Annotated in this window: 18 protein-coding genes; 4 read left to right on the top strand and 14 right to left on the bottom strand. The window is 69.1% G+C overall.

Annotated features, from left to right (window positions below):
• Positions 1-14 precede the first annotated feature (14 nt).
• From AC3RJ8_RS07620 to AC3RJ8_RS07610, 3 genes are all read right to left on the bottom strand, one after another.
• A complete protein-coding gene (locus tag AC3RJ8_RS07620; RefSeq protein WP_489715299.1) occupies positions 15-1,223 on the bottom strand; it encodes an alkaline phosphatase family protein in 1,209 nt (402 codons plus the stop codon).
• Positions 1,220-1,819, bottom strand: coding sequence for a DUF5998 family protein (locus tag AC3RJ8_RS07615; protein WP_489715298.1), 600 nt, complete (start codon positions 1,817-1,819; stop codon positions 1,220-1,222). The genes AC3RJ8_RS07620 and AC3RJ8_RS07615 overlap by 4 nt, the downstream gene beginning before the upstream one ends.
• 69 nt (positions 1,820-1,888) lie before the next feature.
• Positions 1,889-4,603 carry a GNAT family N-acetyltransferase gene (locus AC3RJ8_RS07610; RefSeq protein WP_489715297.1) on the bottom strand — a complete coding sequence of 905 codons (2,715 nt, stop codon included), beginning with the start codon at positions 4,601-4,603 and terminating at the stop codon, positions 1,889-1,891.
• 160 nt (positions 4,604-4,763) lie between these two features.
• On the opposite strand from AC3RJ8_RS07610, the gene AC3RJ8_RS07605 reads away from it, so the two are divergent.
• The gene (locus AC3RJ8_RS07605; protein ID WP_489715296.1) at positions 4,764-5,261 is read left to right on the top strand and encodes a hypothetical protein; all 498 of its coding nucleotides are present in this window, start codon (positions 4,764-4,766) and stop codon (positions 5,259-5,261) included.
• Positions 5,262-5,426: 165 nt separating this feature from the next.
• Here the strand turns inward: AC3RJ8_RS07605 and AC3RJ8_RS07600 are convergent, their stop codons facing one another.
• The 7 genes from AC3RJ8_RS07600 to AC3RJ8_RS07570 form a co-directional block, all read right to left on the bottom strand.
• Positions 5,427-5,669: a hypothetical protein gene (locus AC3RJ8_RS07600; RefSeq protein ID WP_489715295.1), complete on the bottom strand. Its 243-nt coding sequence runs from the start codon at positions 5,667-5,669 to the stop codon at positions 5,427-5,429.
• Between the two features lie 59 nt (positions 5,670-5,728).
• The gene (locus tag AC3RJ8_RS07595) at positions 5,729-6,616 is read right to left on the bottom strand and encodes an RHS repeat-associated core domain-containing protein (RefSeq protein WP_489715294.1); all 888 of its coding nucleotides are present in this window, start codon (positions 6,614-6,616) and stop codon (positions 5,729-5,731) included.
• A gap of 48 nt (positions 6,617-6,664) precedes the next feature.
• Positions 6,665-7,981: an ISL3 family transposase gene (locus AC3RJ8_RS07590; protein ID WP_489715293.1), complete on the bottom strand. Its 1,317-nt coding sequence runs from the start codon at positions 7,979-7,981 to the stop codon at positions 6,665-6,667.
• 370 nt (positions 7,982-8,351) lie between these two features.
• A complete protein-coding gene (locus AC3RJ8_RS07585; RefSeq protein ID WP_489715292.1) occupies positions 8,352-8,771 on the bottom strand; it encodes a hypothetical protein in 420 nt (139 codons plus the stop codon).
• A gap of 551 nt (positions 8,772-9,322) precedes the next feature.
• Positions 9,323-9,775 carry a hypothetical protein gene (locus tag AC3RJ8_RS07580; protein WP_489715291.1) on the bottom strand — a complete coding sequence of 151 codons (453 nt, stop codon included), beginning with the start codon at positions 9,773-9,775 and terminating at the stop codon, positions 9,323-9,325.
• Positions 9,776-10,155: 380 nt separating this feature from the next.
• Positions 10,156-10,494 carry a hypothetical protein gene (locus AC3RJ8_RS07575; RefSeq protein ID WP_489715290.1) on the bottom strand — a complete coding sequence of 113 codons (339 nt, stop codon included), beginning with the start codon at positions 10,492-10,494 and terminating at the stop codon, positions 10,156-10,158.
• Positions 10,495-10,595: 101 nt separating this feature from the next.
• Complete coding sequence (locus AC3RJ8_RS07570; protein ID WP_489715289.1) at positions 10,596-15,884, bottom strand: RHS repeat-associated core domain-containing protein; 5,289 nt, start codon at positions 15,882-15,884, stop codon at positions 10,596-10,598.
• Between the two features lie 25 nt (positions 15,885-15,909).
• Between AC3RJ8_RS07570 and AC3RJ8_RS07565 the strand changes: the two genes are divergently transcribed.
• Positions 15,910-16,245 carry a hypothetical protein gene (locus AC3RJ8_RS07565; RefSeq protein ID WP_489715288.1) on the top strand — a complete coding sequence of 112 codons (336 nt, stop codon included), beginning with the start codon at positions 15,910-15,912 and terminating at the stop codon, positions 16,243-16,245.
• 656 nt (positions 16,246-16,901) lie between these two features.
• On the opposite strand, the gene AC3RJ8_RS07560 is transcribed toward AC3RJ8_RS07565, so the two are convergent.
• Positions 16,902-20,459: a LamG domain-containing protein gene (locus AC3RJ8_RS07560; protein ID WP_489715287.1), complete on the bottom strand. Its 3,558-nt coding sequence runs from the start codon at positions 20,457-20,459 to the stop codon at positions 16,902-16,904.
• 331 nt (positions 20,460-20,790) lie between these two features.
• Between AC3RJ8_RS07560 and AC3RJ8_RS07555 the strand changes: the two genes are divergently transcribed.
• Positions 20,791-23,280 (top strand): DNA gyrase/topoisomerase IV subunit A, encoded by a 2,490-nt coding sequence (locus AC3RJ8_RS07555; RefSeq protein ID WP_489715286.1) that lies wholly within the window; start codon positions 20,791-20,793, stop codon positions 23,278-23,280.
• Between the two features lie 229 nt (positions 23,281-23,509).
• Here the strand turns inward: AC3RJ8_RS07555 and AC3RJ8_RS07550 are convergent, their stop codons facing one another.
• Positions 23,510-24,232, bottom strand: a complete 723-nt coding sequence (locus AC3RJ8_RS07550; RefSeq protein WP_489715285.1) for an alpha/beta fold hydrolase — start codon at positions 24,230-24,232, stop codon at positions 23,510-23,512.
• 118 nt (positions 24,233-24,350) lie between these two features.
• Between AC3RJ8_RS07550 and AC3RJ8_RS07545 the strand changes: the two genes are divergently transcribed.
• A complete protein-coding gene (locus AC3RJ8_RS07545) occupies positions 24,351-24,773 on the top strand; it encodes a GNAT family N-acetyltransferase (protein WP_489715284.1) in 423 nt (140 codons plus the stop codon).
• Here AC3RJ8_RS07545 and AC3RJ8_RS07540 read toward each other — a convergent pair.
• A complete protein-coding gene (locus AC3RJ8_RS07540; protein ID WP_489715283.1) occupies positions 24,761-25,450 on the bottom strand; it encodes a lysoplasmalogenase family protein in 690 nt (229 codons plus the stop codon). The genes AC3RJ8_RS07545 and AC3RJ8_RS07540 overlap by 13 nt on opposite strands.
• A 17-nt stretch (positions 25,451-25,467) precedes the next feature.
• Positions 25,468-26,592: a GNAT family N-acetyltransferase gene (locus AC3RJ8_RS07535; RefSeq protein WP_489715282.1), complete on the bottom strand. Its 1,125-nt coding sequence runs from the start codon at positions 26,590-26,592 to the stop codon at positions 25,468-25,470.
• Positions 26,593-26,613 lie beyond the last annotated feature (21 nt).

Genomic DNA, 26,613 nt, shown 5'->3' with positions numbered 1-26,613 from the left:
GTCAGAGGGGACGGTCAGTGGGAGACGAGCAGCGGGACGACCATCTCGGTGGGCGTCAGCGACCCGTGCACGCCGGGCATGCGCCGGGCGTTGGCGGTGTGCAGCCGGGAGTCGACGACGGTCGCGTGGCCGCGCGCGGCGACGAGGACGTCGCCCACGGCGGGCAGCACGTGCTCGGCGACCGGGCCGAGCCAGCCGGCGTCGATCGCGTCGTCGCGCAGCACGACGACGGCATCGTGGCCGAGGGTGTCGGCCCAGCGTTCGGCGATCGCGGCCGGGTCGGCACCGGGAGCGGCGTAGACGTGGGTCATGCGCGGCTCCCCGCCGAGCAGGGCGACGCCCTGGTCGAGCGCCGGTTCGGTGGCGACGTCGTGCTGGCGGGCGGGGTCGGTCGCCACCTGCCCGTGGTCGGCGGTGATCAGGACGAGCGTGCCGGCCGGGACGCTCGCGGCGAGACGGCGCAGCTCGGCGTCGGTGCCCTCCAGCGCGTCGCCCCACTGCCACGAGTCGGGTCCGTGCTGGTGACCGACCGCGTCGACCTCGCCCTGGTAGAGGTAGACGAGCCCGTCGTCGCGCAGCGCCCGCAGGGTCGCGTCGACCCGCTCGGCGAACGTCTCGGCGACGACGTAGCGCGGCCCGCGCAGGGCGGCCCGCGTCATGCCGGAGCCGGCGAACTTGCCCGGCCCGGGTGCCACGACGCTGACCCCGGCGCCGACGGCCTCGAAGACGGTCGGCTCCCGCTGCAGGTCGGCCGGGTCGGTGCGCAGCGGCGCGGAGGTCTTGGGCTCGGGCCGGTACGGGTCGGACTGCTCGTTCCAGGAGACCATCGTGGCGAGCCCGCCGGTGGCGGGGTTGCGCTGGGTGTAGCCCAGCATGCCGGTGAGCCCCGGGCAGGTGCCGGTGCCGAACGTGGCGAGCGCGGCCGCCGTCGTCGAGGGGAAGCTGGTCACCAGCGAGCGGGCGTCGGGGAGCAGGCGGCGCAGGAACGGCGCGTGCCCGCCACGCTCGGCGAGGTTGTGCAGCCCGAGGCCGTCGACGAGGACGACGACGACGCGGCGCGCGGACGGCAGCCCCAGCGCGGCCGCGCAGTCGGCCGACCGCAGACCGGTGCTGGTCGTGACGTCGATACCGAGGGTCCCGGCGGCGGCGGGCAGGACGGCCGCCAGCGAGTCCGTGCCGTAGGAGGGCGCGACGAGGTCACCGGGCAGCGCGAGGGGTGTCATCGGGCGGTGCGCCCGCCCACCCCGGTGGCGGCCGAGAGCTCGCGGGCGAAGGCGGCGGCGCGGCGCACGGCCTCGCGTCCCTCGGCGGCGTCGGAGACCCGCACGACGATGTCGTCGGGCGTGAGCTGCCCGGTGTACCCGTGGTCGGCCTCGCAGTTCGGGTCGGGGCAGGTCGCGGGTTCCAGGTCGAGGCGGGAGACGGCGCCCCAGCCGACGGCGAGGGTCAGCTCGGCGGCGCTGTCCCCGGGGCGGTGGTCGGCCGGCTCGGCGACGACGTGCGTCAGCACCACGGACCGGACCTCGCCGAGCGGCACCGCCTCGGTGGTGGCCGCCGCGGAGGACGGGTTCGCGGCGTCGCCCTCGTGGTCGTCGACGTGCGCGGCGACCAGACGCGTCGGCGTCAGCGCGAGGACGGTGAGGTGGCGGCGGACCTGGCTGTCGAACGTCGTCTCGGCCTGGACGAGGTGGGCCAGGACCGGCTCGTCGGCGAGTGCGACGTCGATCACGTCGTTGACCAGGTCCGGGTAGTACCCGGCCCGGAACACGTGGGTGGTCAGGTCGTCACGAAGGTTCTTGCGAGTGGTCGCGGAAGGCACCGGACCATCTTCCCACTCCTGGCCCCACCGCGTGACCCTCTGGGCCCGTCGGCGCCGTCTCGCCCGCGGTCAGCCCGGCAGGGCGCGGCGCAGGGAGTCCGCGCGGCGGCCTGCCGGGCGCAGGCGCACCTTGGCGTGCAGCACCGAGGCCCCCTGCCCCGCGACCACCACGGGGTACAGCTCCAGGGAGGCCAGCTCGGGCAGGTCGTCGGCCATGACGGAGACGCGGGCGAGCACGTCCTCGAGGGCGTCGACGTCCGCGGGCGGCGCTCCCCCGTACCCGTACAGTCGCGGTGCGGCGCGCACGGTGCTGACCATGGCCGAGACGTCGACGTCCGTCAGCGGCGGGATCGCGTGGGCGACGTCGTCGAGCAGGTCGACGGCGTCCCCCGCCAGCCCGAACGAGACCATCGGGCCGAACAGGGGGTCCTCCGCCGAGCGGACCACGCAGGCGACGCCCGGCGGCGCCATCGACTGCACCTCGAACTCCGGTTCCTCCTCGCCCAGCACCGACGTGGCGACGCCGTGCAGGCGCGTGACGTCGTCGCGCAGGACGTCCGCGTCGGTGATGTCGAGGCGCACTCCCCCGAGGTCGTTGCGGTGCCGCAGCGCGGAGGAGGTGCTCTTCAGCGCGACCGGCCAGCCGAGCTCGTCGGCGGCGGCGACCGCCTCGTCGCCCGTGCGGACGCAGCGGGCCGGCCACAGCTCGATCCCGTAGCAGGCCAGCAGCTCGGTGGCCTGCTCGAGGTCGAGGTCGCGCCCGTCGGAGTCCACGAGCCAGCGCTCCACGAGACGGCGTGCCCGGCGCGCGTCCACGCCGTCGGGCACCACGTAGTGGCCGCGCTCCTCGGCGCGCGACCCGGCGTGGTCGACCACCTTGCCGAGCGCGACGACGGCGTCCTCGGGCGTGGAGAACGCGGGGATACGCACGGTACGGCCGTCGGGCGCCTCGGCGGTGAGCTCGTCCGGCATGCCGTGCAGCCCGAGCATGGAGGCGACGGTGGTGCGCCCGGTGCGGGCGGCAGCCTCCGCCACGGCCCGGGCGATGGCGCCCGTGCGGGGCTGGACGACCGGCACGTCCACGACGACGACGGCGTCGCACGCGCCGGGGGCGTAGAGCGCGTCGACGGTCTGGGCGATCTGCTCCTCGCGGGCGTGCGGGCGCAGGAAGTCGCTGGAGGCGGCGACGATCAGGCCGGCCGACGCCGCCGCCTCCGCCACGAGGGCGGCCAGCGCCGCCGACGACGCGAGGATGCCCACCCGGTTGCCGGCGGGCAGGGGCTGGTGGGCCAGCACCTGGGCGATGTCCATGAGCTGGTGGGTGTTGGCGGCCTGGATGACGCCGGACTGGCGCAGCAGCTCGTCGAGCAGCCGCCGTGGTGCGTGCGTGGCCCGCACCGCGTGCCCGGGCGGGACGACCTGCCCGGACCGGCCCGCCGTCGTGACGACCACCGGTTTGACGGCGGACAGCCGCCGAGCGATCCGGGAGAACTTGCGCGGGTTCCCGATGGACTCCAGGTACAGGCACACGACCTCGGTGGCGTCGTCGTCCTGCCAGTACTGCATGAGGTCGTTGCCGGAGACGTCGGCGCGGTGTCCCGCCGAGACCATCGAGGAGACGCCGAGCCCGCGGCGCTCCAGGGTGGCGGCCAGGGTGACGGCGGCGGCCGCGGACTGGCAGAACAGCCCGACGACGCCCGCGCGCGGCGGGTGCAGGGCGAGGCTGGCGCGCAGCGCCGCACCTGGAGTGGTGGTGAGCACCCCGTAGGACACGGGGCCGACGACTCGCATCCCCGCGGCGTGGGCGACGCGCAGCAGCTCGCGGCGGCGTTCCATGCCGTCGGTGCCGACCTCCGCGTACCCCCCGGACAGCACGACGACGCCGCGCGCCCCGGTGGCGGCGAGCCGCCGCACGACCTCGACGGCGCGGTCGGGGGTGACGGCCAGCAGGGCGAGGTCGACCTTTCCGACGGCGTCCCACCCGGTCGCGTGCTCCACGCCGTCGGGGGCGTCGCCGGGCGGGTCGAGGACGACGAGCTCGGTGTCGCCGGGGTCGTTGCGCTGGGCGTCCAGGACGCGGCGGGCGAGCAGCGCCTCCGGGCTGCCGTCGTCGTGCCCCTCGGCACCCGGCCCGACCAGCAGGACCCGACGCGCCGAGAGCAGGCTCGCCATGGAGCGCGCCTCGGCACGGTGCTCGCGGTCGGCCATGACGGCGCGGGAGCGCTCGGTGGGGTCGAGGTCGATGCCGACGGAGACGATGCCGTCGTCCAGGTGCTGGCTGATCTCGTAGCCCGCGTCGCGGAAGACGCCAAGCATCGAGCCGTTCTGCGGCAGGACCTCCGCGGTGAAGCGCCGCACGCCTCGCTCCCGCGCGGCGGCGGCGACGTGCTCGAGCAGCACCGAGGCCAGGCCCTTGCCCTGTACGGAGTCGGCGATGTTGAAGGCGACCTCCGCCTCGCCGTCGGTGATGACGTCGAAGCGCGCGACGCCGAGGACGTCGTCGCGCTCGGTGCCCTCGTCGTCGGCGCCGGGGCGGACGGCCACCAGGGCGACCCGGTCCTGGTGGTCGAGGGTGACCAGGCGGGCGAGCTCGCGGTCCGTCAGCCGCTTGATCGGCGCGAAGAACCGGAAGTACGCGGACCGCTCCGACTGGCCCTCCTGGAACCGCTGGATCGCGTCGGCGTCGTCGGGGCGGATCGGGCGCACGTGCATCGTGGTCCCGTCGCGCAGCACGACGTCGGCCTCCCACTCGACCGGGTAGGGGGCGGGGCGCTGATCCTCCATCCGAGCAGGCTATCCGGTGCCGCGGCGAGGCACCCGGGCAAACCCGCACGTCACGGCTGTGCCGGGAAACTCACAGGTGGACGGCAGCCGCGGTCCAGGTGGGGCGAGCACGGTGGGCCCAGCGGCACGGCACCGGGCCGAGTCGGGAGGGAGGAGCATCATGCGCAGGTGGGTCGTGCGGGCGGTGGCGGTAGCCGGAGCGTTCGGGCTCGTGTCGTTCGGGGCGGGGGCGGCGGCTGCCGCGGTGACCCTTCCCGAGAACGGGCGAGCCGTCGTGGCCGACGAGGACCGGGAGGTGGCCTTGGCCGACCTGGTGCGGCTGGACGCGTTCGAGGCGCCGGTCGTGGGCGGATCGGGCGGGCTCGCTGACGGCGAGATCATCGACCTGGCGGCTGCTGCTCGCGTGATCGGCGTCTCTCCGGCTCGGCTCGACGTCACGCTGGCGCGCGAAGGGGCGACGCTCGCCGGCGTGGCCGCGCGGCACGGGGTGGCGTCCGAGGAGCTGGTGGACGCCCTCGTGGCAGATGCCGCCCGGCGGCTGGACCAGGCGGTGCTGGCCGGCGGGGTCACCGCGGTCGAGGTGGCCGAGCGGCGGAGCGCCCTGGCGGTCGTCGTGCGCGACGCCGTCGAGGCCGACCGGTCAGTGGGTCCGGTGTAGCCGAGCAACGGCGCCTCGTCTGCGACGGGCGATCCAGCGCGGGACGCGCAGGCCCGCCAGGGCGAGCAAACCTCCGACCACCATCAGCACCCACGCGAGCGTCTCACGGTCCGACGCGGGGTCCAGGAGGAAGAACAGCCCGATGCCGACGACAACCGCTCCAGACTATTGGACATCGCCGAACAGTCCAATCGCAATTATCGCCACACCTACGACGACCCCAACACTGCCGACAATTAGCATCCTTTTCGGCATATCGAGACCTATGCTCATTCTTTGAAAGGCTTCTTCAGAAAGATCCTTTTCGGCGACTCGCTCGAACCACTGGCCCACCTTTCTATGGTATACCGCCATTAACCCACCAATCAGTACCGCAGCAATGCCTACGAGAACCACTTCTACAGTCACACATTCTCCTTTTATCATCGACTAGACGCGGTCGCACAGCGAGACTTTATGGCACACTTTCACCACAGCCACGTATACCTGGACCTCAGGGAGGCGCCGTATTGTGCGCCGACGCCAGCAGTAAGACCGCCTGATCCTCCATCGGGAAGCCACCTTTCATCGAGAGACAAAAATCCGCCAACGTTCAGTATGGACCATACGTTTGTAGAACCGGCGACCCCGAAGTCCCCGCCGGGCTCAACGCCTGACCCAATACCGATTCCCGCACTCGCTCCCCTCTCGGGCCCGAATCCATACCCAGCCGTAACGTATCCCCCACGACTCAGGTCGTAGCCGACTTCAAATTCTGCGCATGCAAAAAAACATGCGTCAAGACCTACGCCAACATTCTGCACTTTCCGAAGCGCATCACCAACCGGGGCAAGTGCATCCCCTAGGGCGCGTTCTACCGTGTACTCCTCACAAAGAGCAATCGGTGCTACGGTGGCAAGACATGCGCTTTGGTCCATCAGGCCGCCCAGTGGAATATACTCGAGGACGCTCCATTTCTTCTCGTCCGCAATCGGCGGTCGCACACGGTCATCTTGTCGACCGCCCCCAAGTGCGACACTTCGAGTTTCGAGCCCTCCGGACCTGGTCTCGACGGGTGGTTCTACTTCTTCCTCTGGCGGTGGCGTGTTGTTCTTGGACTTCTTTTGCGTCATGTGCCTGATCGCGGAGGCGCGGTCCTTGGCGCTCTCGCGCAGTCCGCTGCCACCCGTGGGGAGCATACCGGTCGGGTCGTTCCAGGTAGTCGGGTTGTTATTCGCGTAGGCGTAGCCGTGCCACTGCTGGGGGTCGGTCAGGTCCATGACGGGGTCGACGGAGATGAAACGGCCAATGAGCTGGTCGTAGTAGCGGGCACCGATCTGCATCAGCCCAGTGCTGTCGTCGACGACCTTGTTCATCAGCCCACGCCCCGCTGGCGGCGCTTCACCCGCGCGGAGATTGCCGGCTCAACGCAGATGAGGGTGTAGTCGCGGTCTGAAGCCGCCGGCTTCCAGGAGCGAGCGGGCGATGTAGTGGGTCAGGTTGCGGAACCCGAGGGCGGAGCCGCGTAGGTGTTCGAGTCGGCCGTTGATCGCCTCCGTCGGTCCGTTGCTCGAGCCGGGCAGGTCGAAGAACGCGAGGACGTCGGCGGCGCGCTTCTTCAGGGTCCGGCCGAGGGTGACGAGCTCGGTGAGTACGGCCGGGACGCCGCGAGTCAGGGAGTCGATCACCGCGGTCATCAGCGCGCGGCCCTGTGCGCGGTCGGGGTGGCGGTAGGCGGTGATCATGCGCTGGTAGATGCCCCAGGTCGCCTCGACGGGCACGTGCTCCTCGGTGGCGAACAGCGCCTCCAGCCGGTTCTTCTGCTTGTCGGTGAGCAGGTCGGCGCCGGTGTGCAGGGTCCGGCGCGCCTTGTAGAGCGGATCGTTCGCGCGTCCACGGTGGCCGTGCAGATCGAGCTGGACCCTGCGCCTGCAGCGGTCCAGCGCGTCACCGGCCAGGCGGACCACATGGAAGGGGTCCATCACCGCGGTCGCGTCGGGCAGCTCCTCGGCCGCAGCGGTCTTGAAGCCGGTGAACCCGTCCATCGCGACCACCTCGACGCCGTCGCGCCAGGTCTTCGGGCGGGCGGCGAGCCAGGTCTTGAACGCGCTCTTGGAGCGCCCTTCGACCATGTCCAGCAGACGGGCCGGTCCGGTGCCGTTGCGGATCGGGGTCAGGTCGATGACCACGGTGACGTACTTGTCCCCGCGGCGAGTGTGCCGCCAGACGTGCTCGTCGACGCCGACAGTGGTGACGCCGTCGAAGCGGGCCTCGTCGTCGATCAGCAGGCGGCGTCCCTCGGCCAGGACGGCGTCGTTCGCGGTGTGCCACGACACCGCGAGGGCCTCGGCTACCCGCGCCACGGTCAGGTGCTGAACGACGAGCCCGACCAGGGCCCAGCGCACCGCCGCCCGCGACAGCTTCGCCCGCGGCTCCGCCGCCGCCGTGGTGTCCTGACGCCACACCCGGGCGCAGCCCGAGCAGCGATAGCGGCACACCCTGATCAGCAGCGTCGTCGGCCGCCACCCGAACGGCTCGTGCGCCAGCCGTCGGATGACCGTCCCTCGCGGCGTGGCCTCAGCGCCGCACCCGCGGCAGAACGCGTCGTCATCGCGGGCGACGACGCGACACTCCAGCACCGCTCGGTCAGGCTCCAGATGTTGCCCGACCACAACGAGGCCGAGCTCGTCCAGGCACGCGAAGGTCGTCAGGTCAGGGGCAACGAAGGTAGCGTCAGGCACGTCGAGGTCTTCTGGATGGGTGGCGTAGGAACCCCCATCATCAGGGGACCTCGACCCATCCCCGCCCCAGCTCAGCCAGCCAGCGCTACACCCTCATCTGCGTTGAGCCATCAAACCTCTCACACTCCGGACGGAATTCCAGGAGCCCGGTCGACCCTCGCGTCTGGAGTCCACGCAGCACCACTCACACCGCACGGGATCGCCTCAAGTCGTCCGGGACTGGCATCTGGGCGTCGCCGCAAGAACGTCCGTCGCAAGTTGGCCCGTCGCACGACGAATCCACAGTGACACTCGTACCTATCCGCGTCGCGGAGCTCCGAGTACGTCGGCCCACCTGATCGCACACCAGAGGCTCATGCACATCAGGCGTCTACTCGCCAGCGGATCGAATCGCCTCAAGGCGGGCACGTTCCTGAGCGTGGGTGAGTGGATCCTCCCAGCAGAACCTCACGATAGCGCCAGTTTTCGCATCAACTTCACAGACACCATTCAGCCCACGATTAATGTTCGTGGTCGTATACCCCCACGTCTTCTCGACCAATATTCTCCGCTCAAGCGCGACTCTGGCCCCGATGGCGTACAGAACGGACAAGATCGCCAAGGCGAGCACGGCCGCCAGCGCTGGAGATTCCGCATAGCCTACCCCTGACACCATAAGGCCTACAAAAAAGACCATAAAGAGAGCGGCCACCAATCCGCCTGAAACTATGAGATGGTAGGCGATAATTCTAGCTGGAACTCCCGGAGCCTGATTAAACCTCACGCCTGGCGTCCACTCCTCGCCTTCCATCACCACGGCCTCCTACTGATCGCGTCACCGAAATTGGCCGAGATCCCCATGGACGCAAATCCGATCCCCGAAGAAAGCGTTGTCGTCGTTGCTTCGAAGTTGATAACCTCATCCACTGGCACTCTCGCAATAGAGCTGATTCCTCGCGCCGTGAACCCTAGTCTGCCTGTGACAGTTCCAGTGCACGCGGGGTGTTGTGCACCCGGGCCAGGAATGCGAGGTCAACGGTGGAAGCAATCAAGGCTATCGAACATCGCCAAACAATCCAATCGCAAACACTGCCACGCCTACGACGACCCCGACGCTGCCGACAAGTAGCATCCTTTTCGGCATATCAAGACCTAGGCTCATTCTTTGAAAGGCCTCTTCGGAGAGATCCTTCTCGGCGACTCGCTCGAACCACCGACCCACTCCTCTGTGCAGTGCCATGACCGGCGGCAGTCGGCACCACAGCAATTGAACTCGCCCCCGTGACCCGCTCAACTGCGAAGAGTCACTAACGATGCATCGATCACAGCTTTTCTTCCCCCACAAAGGATGATAGTTCGTCGTCAAGAATTCGGGCAGTAGCTGCCGTCGCCGTACCGGTCGCGATACTCGTCCGCGCTCAGCACGCTCCCCTCGACCTTATAGCCGTCGGTCGGCAAGTTCGCAGCATCCTCCCGGGAGGCGCCGCCACCGATACGGCGCTCCATTCCTTCGTAGGCGACATCAATTCCCATCCGGAACGGCAACTGATATTCGCCCTCAACTTCTTCCCAGGAATGGTCATCAAGCGTCAGAATGTCCGGTTGCGCCTTTGCGTGGTGACGCCCACGCCATAGTACGGTGCCCGATTCTGCCGTCCTATGCCTCACCTCTACCTCACGAATCCCATAGCCCGGACACTGGGGAACGATCACTTCGATACGGTCACCCACCTGCCGGATTCCGATCGGCGGAGTGTCCACGGCCGACCAGGGGCAGCCGGTCAGCACGAATGCAACGGCGGCAGACCATGCCATCGCAATGGACGCGCGCGACCACCGACTCAGCACGCGTCACCCACAGCACTCAATCCTGCTTCTATCTCGTAGACATTGGAACAAAGCATTGAGACCGCTAGAGAAGTACGTCATCCGGAAGGGCCACCTCGCGTTCAGCCCACTGGTCAACATGCACCAACTCATGCCCTATGACTGCGGTTCGCAGTTCATCGGGGGCCTTACTCGTGACCAGGGTATCGCCATACGTCGTACCGCCACGAGGCAACCAACCTGTCGTGCAGACTCGGAGTCTCTCGAGCGTGTCACATGTCCCGCCGGTGTTCATTGAACGTCGACTCGATGGGCATATCCGCCGTCCCCCTCGGATCGTACCGAGTGTTTCCTGAACATTTCCCGCGCTACTTGAGCACGAAGTATGCGGCGAACATCACCCCAAATCCACCAAAGAAGAGAATGACGGCATTGCGCTTCATTCTGCCTAACTCGCGAGCACTCGGACTTTCAGTAGGTCGCCGTTCACCATCAGCAACTTGGAGCTCGTCCGCCTGACCTTTATCGGCCCCCTCGTGATGCACCTCCTGATCATAGAATGCAATGAGCGTCGGGTTTAGTCGCGAACCAATCAGTATCGAAATGTTCAGCCAAGACCCAATCAGCCATCCGATGTCGGGATAGTCGTCAAGCAAGTTTAGGCGGAACGTACCGAGAAGCGTAAGCGGCACCAGTGTCAGAAACATCCAGATGCGCTCCCGATGGGGGTCCCCCCGCGGCGGCCATGCTGCGATGACCAACAAGGCCACGAATGTTAGGGCGTAGAACCATGGCGTATTGAAGAACACTAGTCGGCACCTAGCTTGTAGCTTACGCCATTAACGAGCGCGTTAGATTTCGTTTGCAATATGGTCCGATATGCTCTTCCGTCGTTGCCCCGCGATGCCTTTGAGATCCGCTCCAGCGCACCGTCGACCCCACCAATTTTCCCAACAGTATTGTTGTACGTTTGCGCCGCGCGAGCGACATGGCTAGTGCTCCCTGCCGCAGCCTTGACACTAATACGTCCAGCTCCTCCCAGCGCCAAGCCAGCGGCAGTCGACGCCGCAGTAATGGCTGCACTCTTGCCGTCTCCCGCAGCGAGGTAGGCGCCACTAGCTAAGGCGCCTGCGGTGAGTGCTACGGCACCACATACGGCACACATCCATCCCGGCACCCACCCAGCAGCGGAACTCACAAGACTCAAACCGTCGGCAGCTTTGATCAACCCGTCTTTGACCCCATCTGAGGTCACCCATTCTTTCGCCTTTGAGAATCCGCCCTTTAATTTGTCAGCGAGCGAGGGCTTCTTGGGCGGACTTGGTGTGACCGTGGGTGGTGGTGACGCTGGCGTGACAGTCGGTGGCTCATCTCCGCCCGAATCTCCTTGGCCCCCACCAGTGCCACCGCTTGAACCATCGGTTGCCTCCGGCGCTGGCGGGGGGTCGTTCTTCTTCTTGTCCCACAGCTTCTTCGTGGTCTGGTAGTCGCCATCGATCAAGTTGAATGGCGGCAAAAGGCCCGTCGGGTCATCCCAGGTGGTCGGGTTGTTGTTCGCGTAGGCGTAGCCGTGCCACTGCTGCGGGTCCGTCAGGTCCATGATCGGATCGACCGAGACAAACCGGCCCAGGAGTTGATCGTAGTAGCGAGCACCGACCTGCGTCAGCCCGGTGGTGTCGTCGACGACCTTGTTCATCAGCCCACGCCCTGCCGGCGGCGCTTCGCCTGCGCGGAGGTTGCCGAACGGGTCAGTCAACGTCTTGACCAGCTGCCGGGTGGTGTTGTGCACCCGAGCCAGCACCGTGCCGTGATGATCCGTCACCAACGACTCCACGCCGCCGAGTCCGCCATCGGTTCGCACGGCGACGGTCGCACCAGCGAACGAGTAGAACCGCGTCGCCTCAACCGCCCCAGCCGAGGTCACGGTCGCCTCCTGGCCACCCGGCAAATACACGGTTGTCCGATCGTCCTCGGTGCGCACCACGCGGTCACCATCCGCGGTGTAGACGAACTCCGCAGAGGCGCCATCGCCTGTGACCGCCTCAAGCTTGCCCTCGGCATCCCAGACCAGTGTCTGCGTCTCACCCTCGGGGCCCGGGCGCTTCGTGGTGTTGCCCGCCTCGTCGTAGTCATACGACCACGTGCTGGCTCCGGCCAACCCCTCGTCGACCTCCACGGCCGCGACCGCATGCGGACCACCCGTCGGCTCGTAGGAGTACGCATACTCTGCAGCGATACCCTGCGCATCCCGCTCGGTCACACTCGCACGGTTGCCGAGCTCATCGAACGTGTAGGTGTTCCAATACGCACCCGGGCCCCCGAGCGTCGTCGACGCCGTCGGCGCGTCACCACAAGCAGCCACCGACGGCGTCCACGCCTCGGTGAGGCGACGCAGCCCGTCATACGAGAAGCACTGCGCATCGAGGGTGCCGATCCCCGGGGCGTCGACCATGGAGGTCACGTTACCCGCGGCGTCATACGAATAGGCCAGATCCACGTCCGTGCCCGACGTGCGCTCCCGACGCAGACTGATCCCCGCCAGACGCCTGGTCGCCTCCTCATACTCATACGAGACATACGTGCCGTACGTGTTGCCGACGTCCAGCAGCTGGGTCTCGCCCAGCGGGGTGTACCGCGAGTTCGCAACGTACGTCCCCCACCCGAAGCCGCCACCGGCCCACTCGGGCATCGACGCGTCGTCGTAGTACGTCGTGACCGTCTCTCCACGCAGGTTCCCGACCTCTGGCACGCGCTGAGAGGCCACCTGACCGTCCGCCGTGTACGCCACGGCTGTGGTGTACGTGTGCCCCGCGAGGTCACCGAGACCGTCGGCCTCAGGTAGCGCCATGTACTCCTCGGTCGCCCGACCGCGAGAATCGTAGGCGCTGACGCCAGTCCGGATGTCGCCCAGCGCCTCATCGTGGCGCACGGAGTACGACAACTGACCCGGCCGGACGGTGTCATGGACCCGCGACGTCAGCTTCTGGGTCGTGGCACCGTCGACCTCGTGCGTGGCGGTCACACGGTCCAGCGCGTCATAGGACGTGCGCACCGTCACCCCACGGGCGTCCGTGACCTCGAACGGTTTGCCCGTCGAGGTGTACGTCGTCGTCGTGGTTCCGGCGTCCGGGTCGTTCTCGGAGATCTCCCGGCCCAGGATGTCGTAGACATACGTCCACTCGTTGCCCTCGGGGTCGGCGACCTTGGTCAGGTTGCCTGCCCTGTCGTGGGTGTACCGGGTGGTGAGGTCTCCATGGGTGCCGGCACTTGTGTGCTGTGTCAGGGATACGACCCTTCCCTGAGCGTCCTCGACGGTCGTGGTCGGCGTATCACCCTCCGGGGGTGTCACCGTCGTCGATGCGCCGTCGTACTCGGTGACCGTGGCCCAGCGCAGTTCCTCGGCTTCCAGGAAGGTCTCACGCGTCACCCGACCCGCGCCGTCGTACGTCGTGTCGGTCTGCGACGGGTACGGCGAAGCACCCACGGCGAGGAAGGTGTCACGCACCTGCTCGGTCGAGAACCACGGGCCAGACTTGGTCACGGCCCGTCCGGCCTTGTCGTACCGGGTGTCTGTGGCGACGAGGCCCGGATGTCTGGCCGACTTCGACTCGGCCTGAGCCTGCACCTGACGCCCCAGACCGTCGAAGATCGCCGACGACGCGTGGTAACCGTCTCCGGCCGCGTTGAGGGTCTTCGACACGACGCCAGAGACCGAAGCCCGCACCCGGTAGGTGTGCTCCATCGACGGCGACTCCGCCGTCGGCCGGTCCGGGAGCCACACCTTGCGCAGCCGCCCCAAGCCGTCGTAGGAGGCGGCTGTGACGCCGCCGGCCACATCAGTGACCTCGGTCGGCACGCCCCACGCTGGGTCGATCCCGGTCGACTGGACATGCGGGGACAGCTCCCCAGCACCGTCCGGGTCCGGGCTCGTGACCGTGGTCTGGGTCGCGGTGCCTGTGGCCGGCGCATAGGCCGTGGTGGTCTTGTTGCCGTTGGTGTCCCAATGCCCGGTCACGCGCCCATAGTCGTCGTACGAGGTGCGCGTCTCGAGCACCTCGTCCAGGCCATGCACGGTGCTCCGCGTCGCCAGGCCCTTCGTGGGCGCGGCGCTCAGCGACGAGTTGCCGTCATAGAAGGTGCGCTCGTCGCCCAGCAGTTCGCCGGAGTCGTTCGCCTGCGTGCACGACGACGTTCCTCGTTCCAGGACCCGCGAGACCCGGTCCAGCAGGTGTTTGGACGTGTTCTGGGCGTAGGCGTAGGTCGTGCAGGTGTCGTCGGACGACGTCGAGATGTCGCCCGCGTCGTGGACGCGCTGCACCAGCCCCGACGCGCCGTCGTGCTCCGTCGTGGTCCGCGTCGTGTGCACGGGATCGCCGGAGGCGTCGTACGTCGTCGTCTCCTCCACGCGGGTCGCAGCCAACGAGGCCTTGACACCGTCGGCGTTCTCGCCAGTGACCGACCGCCACGGCGTGGTGACCGTCCGAGTGACTGGCGTCTGCCCGTTCAGCTGGGTGACCTCGCGGGCCATGCCCACGAATCGCTTGCGGTCGGTGACGCCGTCGAGTTCCCCGCCCATACCCCGGAAGTACCTCGTCGATGTCCTCTCTGCGGACGCGCCTTCCCCGGCCGTGACCACCACTTCTCCGTAGCCCCTGAAGTCTGCGAAGGTCCGCTGCTTGGGCCGCAGGAGTGCACCCGACGTCTTCGCCCACGCCGCACCACCCTCGTAGGAGTAGGTGGTGCGCACCGCTGGGTCCGGCGTTGCAACGCCCGGGCTCTCGCTGATCGACTCGGTGACGTACTTGTGGAACCAGTCGAAGTCGCCGTCGCCCTCGGTGTCCACCGGGAAGCAGCGCAACGTGTTGTCCGCCGGATCAAGATCCTTGGTGTTCGTGGTGGTGCATTCGGGCTCGGAGTAGCCCACGCTGATCACCCCGCCGAGCTCGGTACGGATCGTCTCGATCCGATACCGGTTCAGAGGCGGGCGCCCGAAGCCGATGTCGATGCGATTCTCCATCGGGGCCGCGAAGCGGAACTGCACCTCTGGCAGGACCTCGCTGCCCGTCCCGGCGGACTGCTGCACGGAGTTCAACCACAGCACCGCGTTCGTCGAGTCCTCGTTCTGGGGGAACTTGTGCTTCAGCTCCCAGGAGTCGACCGACCGCCACGACGACCCGTCGCGCACCTGCGTCGTGACGTCCACCAGGCGCTTCGTCGTGAAGAACACGGGTGCCTGGACGTCCGCGCACGAGTCCGTCGAGGTGCAGATCAGGTCCGTCGGGACGTCCGGCCATTTGTTGGCGTTGTCCTGACGGTCCCCGGTGCAGTCGAACGTGCTGTTCGGGAGACAACGCTCCACGGCATCGAAGAGCACGCGTGCCGGGGCTGGAGCCGAGTTGCCGGTGTTCGTGCCGTACTCGATGCGCTTGAGGTAGCCGCCACGGTCGTAGGAGATGGTCGACGCATTCAGGTTGCGGCCGTACCGGTTGGTCTCCGAGGTGTAGTAGTAGTGGATCTCGTTGCCCGTGGGATCGACGACCTTGTCGAGGTTCCAGCGCCACCCCTGGCGGGTCGATGAGCTCCCGAACGTCTCGGCATGGCCCGGCTCGTCCGGGTGGTTGCCGTACACCGGCACGGTCCAGGCAGAGTCCTGCCCGGCGTCCTCGCGCCCGAAGTAGTACTGCACGCCGTCGGTCGTGGTCACGACCCAGTACTCGCCGTCGACCGTGCCGTTCGTGCCACCGGTCTTGACCTGGATCCGGGTGCCGTCGTCATCACGCGGGATCCACTCCCCGGTCGCCTCGTCACGGATCAGCTCCGACGACAGCCCACCGAAGGAGATCGTGGCGTTCTCTGGACCCCAGCACAGGTCGGCAGTCTTGCGATTGGTGTTGTTCGGCTCGACGCCGTCCTTCGCGCGAGTGTCGTCGGCGCACGGCACGTAGGACCGTTCGATGAAACCGGGCCACATCTCCCAGCCCTCACCGATCCACGACGTCTGGTTGTTCGCACCGGCGGTGCGACCATCGACGCTCGCCGCGTTGTAGGACAGGGCGAGATCCGGCTCGAGCCCCCCGGGCGCGGGCGGGACCCGCATCGGGTATTCCCAGGTGAAGGCACCCGTGGCACCCGTGACAGCCCACTGCGAGGACGAGCTGAGAGATGTCGCCGACCAGTCCCCGGCGCCACCCTCGACGTCGGCCGACAGGGCGAACCGGTCGCCTCCGCTCGGCTCGGCAGACATCGTGGTCGCCGCCGCAAGCCCGGACGGTTCAGTGATCGCGGGTGCGACGTCGACGGTGGCGGACAACCGACCGTTCTCGGTGTCGTTGACCGACTCCACCGGCTGGATCTGGCATCCGTCCGCCTCCGGCGTCGTCTCAAAGCACTCCGGGATGCGCACCAGCTGCAAGCGCGAGGCCCAGTCGCCGCCCGAGGCTGCGGCGAAGGCCGTGTAGTCGATACCCACCTGCACGGTGCGCACCGCGGTCGGCTCGCTCAGCAGCGCAGGCTCCTCCGTCGACGGCTCCTCGCCCTCTGTCGTGACCGAGGAGTCGACGATGTCGAGCACGAGACCTGTCATGCCCAAGGCTTCCGACTCCGCCTGGTCCGCGAGCGCCACCGTCACCTGCTCCGGCGCCTCCGCACCGGGCACGGCAGCGACCGTCATCGGAACACCGCCGAGGTCGAACGCGGCTCCTTCACCGAAGCTCTGCTCCCCTTCGCCCTCTTCGGGTTCGGAGAGTGTCTGCGCCTGGGTCGGTGCCGGCGGCACCTCCACGGTCTCGACGTCGGGGTCCGGGAGGTCCGGTGCTTCCAGGGGGTCGTCGGAAGCGTCAGGCAGCGCGGTCTCGTCGACCGAGGCCACCGAGACCGGCATCACGTCGAACTCGTCCAGGCCGGCCTCAGCCTCGTCGAAACCCTTCTGCCGTGCTTCCAGGGCATCCTGCTCCGCTTGGGCCGTCAGGACGAGCTGCACCGTCGGCTGCCCGGCACTCGCTGGGTCGAGACCGACCAGGAGCGCCATAGCGGCCGCCAGCAGGATGGTCGCACCCGAGGCCGCGGCGGCCCGGCTGCGCGAGATCTTCGTCGTCGTTCGCATCATCGCTCCGGTTCAGCCGTCGATCTCGGTGGTCGGGTCCAGGGCGCCGTCATTCCCCGCGAAGTCCAGCGCCTCGGCCCCCTGGCAGATGCGCCGGATCTTCGCCTCGGCGACCACCTGGCCCTTGAAGACGCGCACGTTGTCGATCTGGCCGTCCCAGAAGTCCTGCTCGTTCCCCGAGACCTTTCCGCGCCCGACCGTCAGTGCGCCGGCGGCCTTCCAGTCGATCGGCCCCACCTGCGTCGGTGCTGCCTTGGCCGGCTCCCCCCGGGCAGGGCGCGACGGGGTCCCGGCCTCACACACCCACAGGTCCGCCTGTCCGGTCGATGCGTCGTAGGCACCGGTGAGGTGGACCCATTCATCGGTGCGCACCGGTTCCTCGGACCGCACGTAGGTGGTCGCAGCGCCGTCGGACGTGTTCATGCCGAACAGCCAGCAGCCGCCCGACGACGTGGGACAGCCCGAGCTCTCGGGCCGGTAGCCCAGCCGGAAGCCGCCCGATCGCGTCCCGTCCTGAGACACGGCGGTGCCCCAGCTGTCGGCTGCGTCCCCGTCGAGATAGACGTGCGCGCTGATGACGAAGGACTCCCGGTTGTCGATCACCGGGCTGGCAGAGGCAGCGACCGAGGTCGACCCGTCGCCCTGGAACGCCCGGTCCCCCGCCCGCGAGCCGAAGACCTCGTGGGGACCGGACAGGTCACGTCCTGCGCCACCGGAAAGCGTCAGGTCGTCCTGGTGACCGTCGGCCGTGGACGAGTCGATCGCCTTGCCCGACGACTCGTCGAACGTCCAAATACCGTCCTCACGCGCCTCCGCGACGACGATCCGGTGCGAGCGACCCGAGCTGTTCCACCCCGAGCGGTCCACCGCTCGCACGTACAGCGTGGTGGTGCCGGCCTCGGTCGGTGTGTAGGTGATGGTGACCGACCCGCCCGACGAACCAGGGGCGGCCGTCTTGTTGTAGGCGGCGGTGCCGAAGCTGTACTCGTACTTCGTCGTGTCGGACGAGCCGTTCGCGCCGAACGTGAACCGTCCCGGGACGCCGACTCCACCGGTTTCCGCATCCGCGAGATAGCGGGCGTGTCCCGCCTGCGCCGTCGCTGCCGTGATCGTCGGGACGTTCGGCCTGGCCGTGTCGACCTTGAACTCGCACTGGCGCCACGAGCTCCACGTCTCATACTGGTCACGTGCGCGCACCGTCCATCCGTAGGTGCGCCCCTCCTTGAGAACCCCCGCGGGGACCTTGACCGTCGTCTTGGAGCCGGTCCCCGACGACTCGAGCCCTGTCCAGCCCGCCGTCCAGACGCGCCGCGACGTGTCGTACACGGCGTCCTCGTAGATCGAGAACCAGAACTCGACCTTGTGGCTGTCCGGGTCGGACGTGTACGCCCCGAGAGTCGGCGTCGCGGACCGGTACCAGTTGCCGCACGTCATCGCCGGGGAGACACCAGAGGCAACAGGAACACTGGGCGCCCGGTTCACCTTGAAGGTGCAGGACGCCACCGCGCTCTTCTCGTTGTACCCGGGCTCATACCCGTAGACCTTGAACACGTAGGTCCGTCCCGCGACGAGCTTTCCCGCAGGCACCCGCACCACGTGCTCCGAGCCCGACGCCTTCTTCGCCGTGCGAGCAGGGTTCCAGATCACGCTGTCGCCGTACCAGAGATTGAAATCTGCCTGCAACGACTGCCCGTCGGGGTCCGAGTACGTCGCCCGCAGCTGCGGGGTCAGCCCGTCGATCACCGCTGTGCCCCCGCACGATCCACCGGCTGGCGACGGGTCTGTCAAGCGCAAGTTCGTGGGCTTGCTCGGCGGCCGGTCGTACTCGATCTGGAGGCGCGCCGTGTGCACGTTGAACCGGCGCCAGCCCACCATCGAGCTCTCGTCGTACATCTTCATGCCGAGGTAGACCCGCCCGTACTCGCCGCCGACCGAGTCCTTGACCGCCTTCGTCGCGTCCCAGAACACGTGGTCCGGCTCACGGATCTCGTCGGGGTAGTTCGAGTTCACCGGGCACGGTGACGTCCTGCTGGACGGCCCCGGGTACGGGTACCGGGAGTCGGACCTCTCGCCCGCCGTCGCCTGGTTGTTCCAGTTCGTCGACGACGTGACGTTGTCGTTCATGCGCCACAGCTGCGCGCTCTTCGGCGTGCAGTTGTACGAGTGGCGGTTCCACATCCTGAACTCGGCACTCACGACGTGGGATCGGCTCAAGTCCTTCAGGACCGGCATCTGGGTGTAGTTCCAGAACATCCGTTGCACGTTGTACCGGTCGCACGACGACTCGACGCCGGGGTCACAGAGGCCCAGACCCTGGTGCCCGTCCACGTTGTAGAGCCCCGAGTACGTCGGCCAACCTGATCGCACGGTCGACCACTTGTTCCGGTTCCCGGTGATGGTCGGGTCGATCTGCACCGGGTACACCGTGGCCTCGTCGCGCAGCATCGCCACGTCGGCCGAGACCTCCACCGAGTCGCCGTTGACCTCCATCGGCATCGGTACGACGTCGTCGCCGTCGACGGGCGACACGACGCGGTCCGTCTCCTCCCACAGATGTGCCAGTTCGGTCTCCGCCAGCAACGGCGTGACGTCCCGCGCGTCGAACGACGACAACGCGCTGGGCGCAGCGTCCGTCTCCGCGGGCTCTTCGGCACGTCCTGGGTCGCCTCCGGCCGAGTCCCACTGATAGGCGGGCAGCACCTCCAGCGTCGGGACTTCGACGTCCCCGCCTTCGGTCACGATCCTGACGCCGGGATCGTCGGCCCCGAGCTCGACGAGCTCCAGGCCTTGACCGGCCGAGATCGCGAAAGTGAGGCCGGAATCGTCGGTCGCCGCCAGCACGGCTTCGGCAGCCTCCGCAGAGTCCAGCACGAGCACCGGGGTCAGGCCGGTCGCGTCGGGCGCGACCCGCACCACCAGCTGCGCGCCTGCGATGTCTGCGCCACCTGTGTCCAGCACCGGATAGGTCGCGCGGTTCTCCTCCACCGACGGGTCACCCAGCCCGACCGACACGGACAGGTCGACGTTGCCGTCATCGGTCGTCAACGACGCGAGCACACCACCGGGCTCCGTCGAACCGGTCAGCTCCATCTCCACCACCGGCGACGCCACCCGGAGCGTGCCGTCGCTCGCTGTCTCGAGGCGTGGGTCCACCGGCTCCCACCGGCCGTCGACGTCGGTGCGCTCCGCCACGATCGTCGTGTCACGCACGAATCGCCCTTCTGGGGTGGCGTAGACCGTGTCCCAGGGCGACAGCTCGTCCAGGATCAGCACGTCGTGACCGCAGCTGGAGGCGATCCAGAAGGCATCAGCCGCCGTTGTGGCCTCGTGAGAGCACTTCGGCGGCTCCGGCGGTTCGTCCCACTCCTCGGCGTCCGCGTCGACGCCGGGCGCATCGGGCCCTTCCGCCTCGATGTCAGGCACGACGCCGGTGGCGGCGTCGGCTGCGTCTTCGAGAAGATCTCCGACCGTCGCGCTGGACTCGACCCATGGCTTGTCCACCGCCTCGGTGTCCGGAACAGCCGCTCCGGCGTCCGTCGCGACGAACACCATCGCTACGGCCACCGCCACGGCAGGCCGCCATCGGAGACGGGAGATCTTGCCAACCTGCCGTGAACCAGCCATGACGTGCTGCACTGCACACTCCGGTCATCGTCGATAAATCAGACACTTTGCTGGTAGGCGAAGGTAACGAGATGACCACCCTGCGTCAAGGATATGTTCAGGTTCTGTGTCGTGGACGGCCGGCCGGTGTTGTTCCCGGCCGTCCGAGAAGGGCGCCTCCGGCCCGCCTGCGCAGGACTCCCCTGCACTGGCGCTACGCTTCCCTCGAACGTCCGTACGGGGCCGGTGTGCCGCCGTCGGGCACCGCAGCCGAGAACAACCCAGGGAGCCGCACCGCATGGCGCGCAAGAAGGCCGCACCCGTCGCCGACGAGCCGTTCGACGAGAAGATCGTCGACATCGACGTCGCCGCGGAGATGGAGACGTCGTTCCTCGAGTACGCGTACTCCGTCATCTACTCGCGTGCGCTCCCGGACGCGCGGGACGGCCTCAAGCCGGTGCACCGCCGGATCCTGTACATGATGGCGGACATGGGGCTACGCCCCGACCGCTCGTACGTCAAGTCCTCCCGCGTCGTCGGTGAGGTGATGGGCAAGCTGCACCCGCACGGCGACGCCGCGATCTACGACGCGCTGGTCCGCCTCGCGCAGGACTTCTCCATGCGGCTCCCGCTGGTGGACGGCCACGGGAACTTCGGTTCGCTCGACGACGGCCCTGCCGCGCCCCGGTACACCGAGGCACGGCTCGCGGCCCCCTCGATGGCGATGACGGCCGGCCTCGACGAGGACGTCGTCGACTTCATCCCGAACTACGACAACAAGCTCACCCAGCCCGAGGTGCTGCCCTCGGCGGTGCCGAACCTGCTGGTCAACGGCGCGTCAGGCATCGCCGTGGGCATGGCCACGAACATGCCGCCGCACAACCTCGTCGAGGTGATCGCCGCGGGCCAGCACCTGCTGAAGAACCCCGAGGCGACCCTCGAGGACGTCATGCGGTACGTCCCCGGCCCGGACCTGCCCACCGGCGGCAAGGTCGTCGGGCTCGACGGCGTCCGCGACGCCTACCGGACGGGCCGCGGCTCGTTCCGCACCCGCGCCACGGCCCGCATCGAGAACGTCACGCCGCGCCGCAAGGGCATCGTCGTCACCGAGCTGCCGTACACGGTCGGCCCGGAGAAGGTCATCGAGAAGATCGCCGACGGCGTCAAGAACAAGAAGATCCAGGGCGTCACCAACGTCCAGGACCTCACCGACCGCTCCCACGGGATGCGGCTGGTGATCGAGGTCAAGACGGGGTTCGACCCCGAGGCCGTGCTCGAACAGCTGTACCGGACGACGCCGCTCGAGGACTCGTTCGGCATCAACAACGTCTCCCTGGTGGACGGTCAGCCGCGCACCCTGGGCCTGCTCGACCTGCTGCGCGTGTGGGTCGACCACCGCGTCGACGTGGTGCGCCGCCGCTCGGCGTTCCGGCTCGCCAAGCGCAAGGACCGCCTGCACCTCGTGGAGGGTCTGCTCGTCGCGATCCTCGACATCGACGAGGTCATCCAGGTCATCCGCACCTCCGACGACGCCGCCACCGCGCGTGAACGCCTGCAGTCGGTGTTCGACCTGTCCGAGCCGCAGGCCTCCTACATCCTCGACCTGCAGCTGCGCCGCCTGACCAAGTTCTCCCGGATCGAGCTCGAGACGGAGAAGTCGGAGCTGGAGAAGGAGATCGCCGCCCTGGAGGAGATCCTCGGCGACGAGGCCAAGCTGCACGCCGTGGTCTCGGACGAGATGGGCGAGGTCGCCGCCACCTACGGCACCCCGCGCCGGACGGTGCTGCTCGACTCGGCCGGGGGGACGGCGTCGTCGGCCGCTGCGACCCCCGCCGCGCGGGGCCGCAAGGCGCCCGCGATCGACCTGGAGATCAAGGACTCCCCCACCCGGGTGCTGCTGTCCGCGACAGGCCTGCTCGCCCGCACCTCGGGCGAGGCTGCCGACGTCCCGGTCGAACGCGCCGGACGGCGGCACGCCCACGACGCGCTGCTCGGCGACGTCGCGACGTCGACCCGCGCCGAGATCGGCCTGGTCACCACCGCCGGGCGGCTGCACAAGGTCTCCGCGCTGGAGCTGCCGGCGCTGCCCGCGACGGATGGCCCGCCCTCGCTGTCCGGCGGGGTGCCGGTACGCGAGATGGTGACGCTGGAGCCGGGCGAGGAGGCGCTGGCGGTCGTGTCGCTCGCCGAGGACGCGCCGACGCTCGCGCTCGGGACCCGCCACGGCGTCGTCAAGCGACTCGCGGCCGGCGACGCGCCGCGCAACGGGGACGTGTGGGACGTCATCGCGCTCAAGGACGGCGACGCCGTCGTCGGTGCGGCACCAGCGGCCGACGACGACGAGCTGGTGTTCGTGTCCTCGGACGCGAGCCTGCTGCACTTCGACGCCTCGGCCGTGCGCCCGCAGGGGCGGTCCGCAGCAGGCATGGCGGGCATCCGGCTCGGCGCCGGTCAGCGCGCCGTGTTCTTCGGCGTCGTGCGGGCGGCGACCCGCGACCTGTACACCGTGGTGACGATCGCTGGAACCGCCGACGCCCTGCCAGGCACCGGTGGGGCGTCCGCCAAGGTGACGCTATACGAGCTGTACCCCGGCAAGGGCCGCGCGACGGGCGGGGTGCGGGCGCACCGCTTCCTCAAGGGCGAGGACTCCCTCGTCCTGGCCTGGGTCGGCGAGGGTCCGGCGCGAGCCGTCGGCTCCGGCGGTCAGCCCGCCGAGCTGCCGGAGGAGAGCCCGCGCCGCGACGGCTCGGGGACGCCACTGGCCAGCCCGGTCGCAGCGATCGGCTGATCCTCGGTCGGCGACACGGCTCGCAGAGGGTCACGCTCGACGGGCCCACTGACCGCATCCGCACTCGGGACAGCCACGCCCTGGCGCGTTGCACCGTCGACGTCCTTGCTGGGGCGCGCAGAGCGGCCGTGACGCTGGCCGTCCACGGGGATCGTCGCCGATCCCCGACCTGCACGTCCCGCATCGGGCTGTCGACCTCGTCGAGGAGACGACCGGACGGTGGCGGTGATCAGCGCGAGACGGCCGTGGCGATGGCCTCCCCCAGCTCGACCGGACGGGTAAACATCGGCCAGTGACCGGTGGGCAGGTCGACGATCTCGTAGTCGTGCATCGCTGCCAGCTCGGCGGTGTACGGCGAGCCCGCACCGATGAAGTGGCGGTACATCGAGCTCGGGCTGTCGAACCCCTCGAACGCCTCGCTGGCGATGACCGTCGTCGGCACCTCGTAGCGCCGTTCGTCCCTCAGCACGACCGGATCGGAGGCCACGCGGGCCGGCGTCGGGATCGCCATGGCTCGGAACCGCTCCCGCAGGTCGTCGTCGAGGCCCACGAGATCCGGCTCGTCGAACACCGACCAGTCGGGCAGCGGGACCTCGTCGCCGACCACGGGCAGCTCGTCGTTGATGACGCTCCCGTGCCCCATCGGCACGGCGTCCACGTAGACGTTGCGGGCGATGCGGCCGGGGCGGCGGTCAGCGACCGCATGGACGACCGCTGCCCCGCCCGAGTGGCCCACCAGCACCACCGCGGCCTCGGCAGGCAACGCGTCGACCGCGGCGGCGACCGCGTCGACGTGGTCCTCCAGGGTGAGGCCGGACCGGTCGTCGTCGACCGAGGCCATGCCGGGCAGCGTGACCGGGTGGACGGTGTGCCCCGCGGCCACGATCGGCGGGGTGACGGCGTCCCAGGCGGACGCGTTCAGCCAGAATCCGGGTACCAGGATGATGTCCATGGCCCTGAGCGTAGGTGTGACCACCGACACAGCGACCGGAACCCGATCACCCGTCGAAGTGACGCCCACGTGGCGGAACGCTCGTCTCGACGGCTCGCCCGGATGCTTGGATCGACCTGTGTCCGACGACGAGTTCTCCGCCGATCCGGCCCGCCTCGACCGTGCCCGTGTGCACCAGCTGCTGAGCGAGCACGCCTACTGGGCGACCGGCCGCACCCGGGAGGCGCAGGACGCCGCGATCGCGGCGTCGCGCAACTACGGGATCTACACGGCGGCGGGCGAGCAGATCGCCTACGCCCGCGCGGTGACCGACGGCGTGACCTTCGCCTGGCTGGCGGACGTGATCGTCGACCCCGCCCACCGCGGGCGCGGACTGGGCACGCGGATCGTCGACGGCGCCCTGGCGGATCTCGACACGCTCGGCCTCAAGCGCGTCCTGCTCAAGGCCTCCCCGGAGGCCCGTGCCGTCTACCTCCGCGCGGGGTTCACCGAGCTGGACGAGCCGGAGACGTGGCTCCAGCGGCGGTCTCAGCCGCGCTGACGCGCCACGACACCGGCGACAATCAGCACCTGGCCCAGCACGTAGGTGGCCATAATCCAGAAGCCGGACAGCGACGGCACAGCGTCCGCGAACTCGCCGAGCGCGATCATCGCGTCGGAGAAGAGGAACAGCAGCCCACCGAGCCAGGCCAGGCGGTGCACGCCGGTGGCCAGCACGGCCATCGTGGTCAGGCAGAGCGCGTAGACGACGACGGCGATCCCCAGCACGCCGGGCGCGCCCGGCAGGCACAGGGTCAGCAGCGTGACGGCCAGGAACACGTAGACGGCGGCGGCCGCAGGGTGGCGCACCAGCACGGACTCGCGCCACGACGGCCAGAAGGCGGCCACGTAGACGACCTGGGCGCAGAGGAACGCGCCGACCATCGCCAGGTACGCCGCGTCGCCGGTGAACCCGTCCGGCAGGGTGTCACCGACCCAGGAGAATCCGAGCGCGATGAGCGTCAGGCGGACCATATGCGACCGGGGTGCCGCCGTCGTGCACCAGAGCGTGGCAGCGAGCGCCGGCATGAGGAACCACTGGGTCGTCTCAGCCACGACGCCGGCGCCGAGGAGCTGTGCCACCAGGTGGACGGTGGTCAGCACGGCGAGGAGTACGGCCGCGAGGCGCGCGGAGCGCGTGGCCAGCAGGGGGCGGTCGGCCCGGTCGGCGGTGGTCATCAGCCGGATCGTAGCGGCTACAGCTCGATCGAGAGCATGCGCGAGGAGTGGACCACCTCGAACCCGAGGGCCGCGTACATGCCGTGCGCCCCGGAGGGGTTGGCGGTGTCGACGTCGAGGCCCGCGTACTCCATGCCGTCGGCGGCGAACGCCCGCATGCCGGCAGCGAGCGCCGCGATGCCTGCCTTGCGCCCGCGGTAGGCGCGGCGGGTGCCGAGCAGCTCGGTGTACCCGAAGGTGTACCCGCGAACCGTGAAGTCCTCGTCGAACCGGGCGGCCATCTCGTAGGCGACGACCAGCGGCTCGCCGGCCCGCAGCGCCGCCGCGGTCTCGGCGTCGGTGTCCGGGTCGGCGAGGAGCGTGTCGACGTCGGGGGCGTCGTCGACGACGAGGAAGGACCACTGCGGCACGAAGGCCGACCGACCGTTGCGCCACTGCTCGACGGTCTGCGGTTCGCTGCCCCAGTGGTCGCGGAAGGCGTCGTTGTGCGCCAGACGCGCGGCGTCGTCGTACGCGTCGCCGAACGGCACGAGGCGCAGCGAGCCGGCGAGCGCGACGTCGGGCAGCGGGGCGGCCTGCAGGTCGCGCAGGTCGCGGCGCATCTCGGTGTAGAACCGGCGCGGGGCGAGGCCGGCTCGCTCGTACAGGTGGAGCTTGGCGGCGGGGCCGTCGTCCTCGGCGAAGACGCCGAGGCGGGCGGGCAGGTCCTTGCCGGACGCCGCGAGCACCTGGCGGCCGCGGGCGAGCTGCCAGGCGAACAGCTCGCGGCCGATGCCCTCGCCGCGGCGATCAGGGTGCACGCCGCCGAAGAGGAACGCCCGCACGGTGCGGGTGTCGCCGGGCATGGACTCGACGAACCCGTAGGCACGCAGCACACCGTCGGCGTCGAACCCCAGCACGGAGTCGGTGTCGAACCGGCGCCACGGGGCGGCGAACGTCTCGGTGATCTCGTCGAGCGTCTCGCGGTAGGGCTCGGCGTCGGCGGCGGCGATGGTGTTGCGCAGCTCGAGCAGCGCCGGTGCGTCGGTGGGGACGGCGGGGCGCCACGTGAGTCCGCCCGCCGTGAGCGGCGGCAAGGTCGCCGGAGCGTCCGCCCGGTCGGCGATCGGGGCGAGGGGTGTCGAGGTCTCCGCTGCGGCCATGCCCCGAGCGTAGGTCTCACC

It is taken from the genome of Isoptericola sp. MSGPD8_1_ISO-PGPR-S23-394 (assembly GCF_058072785.1).
This window is presented reverse-complemented; position numbering and strand designations above follow the sequence as displayed.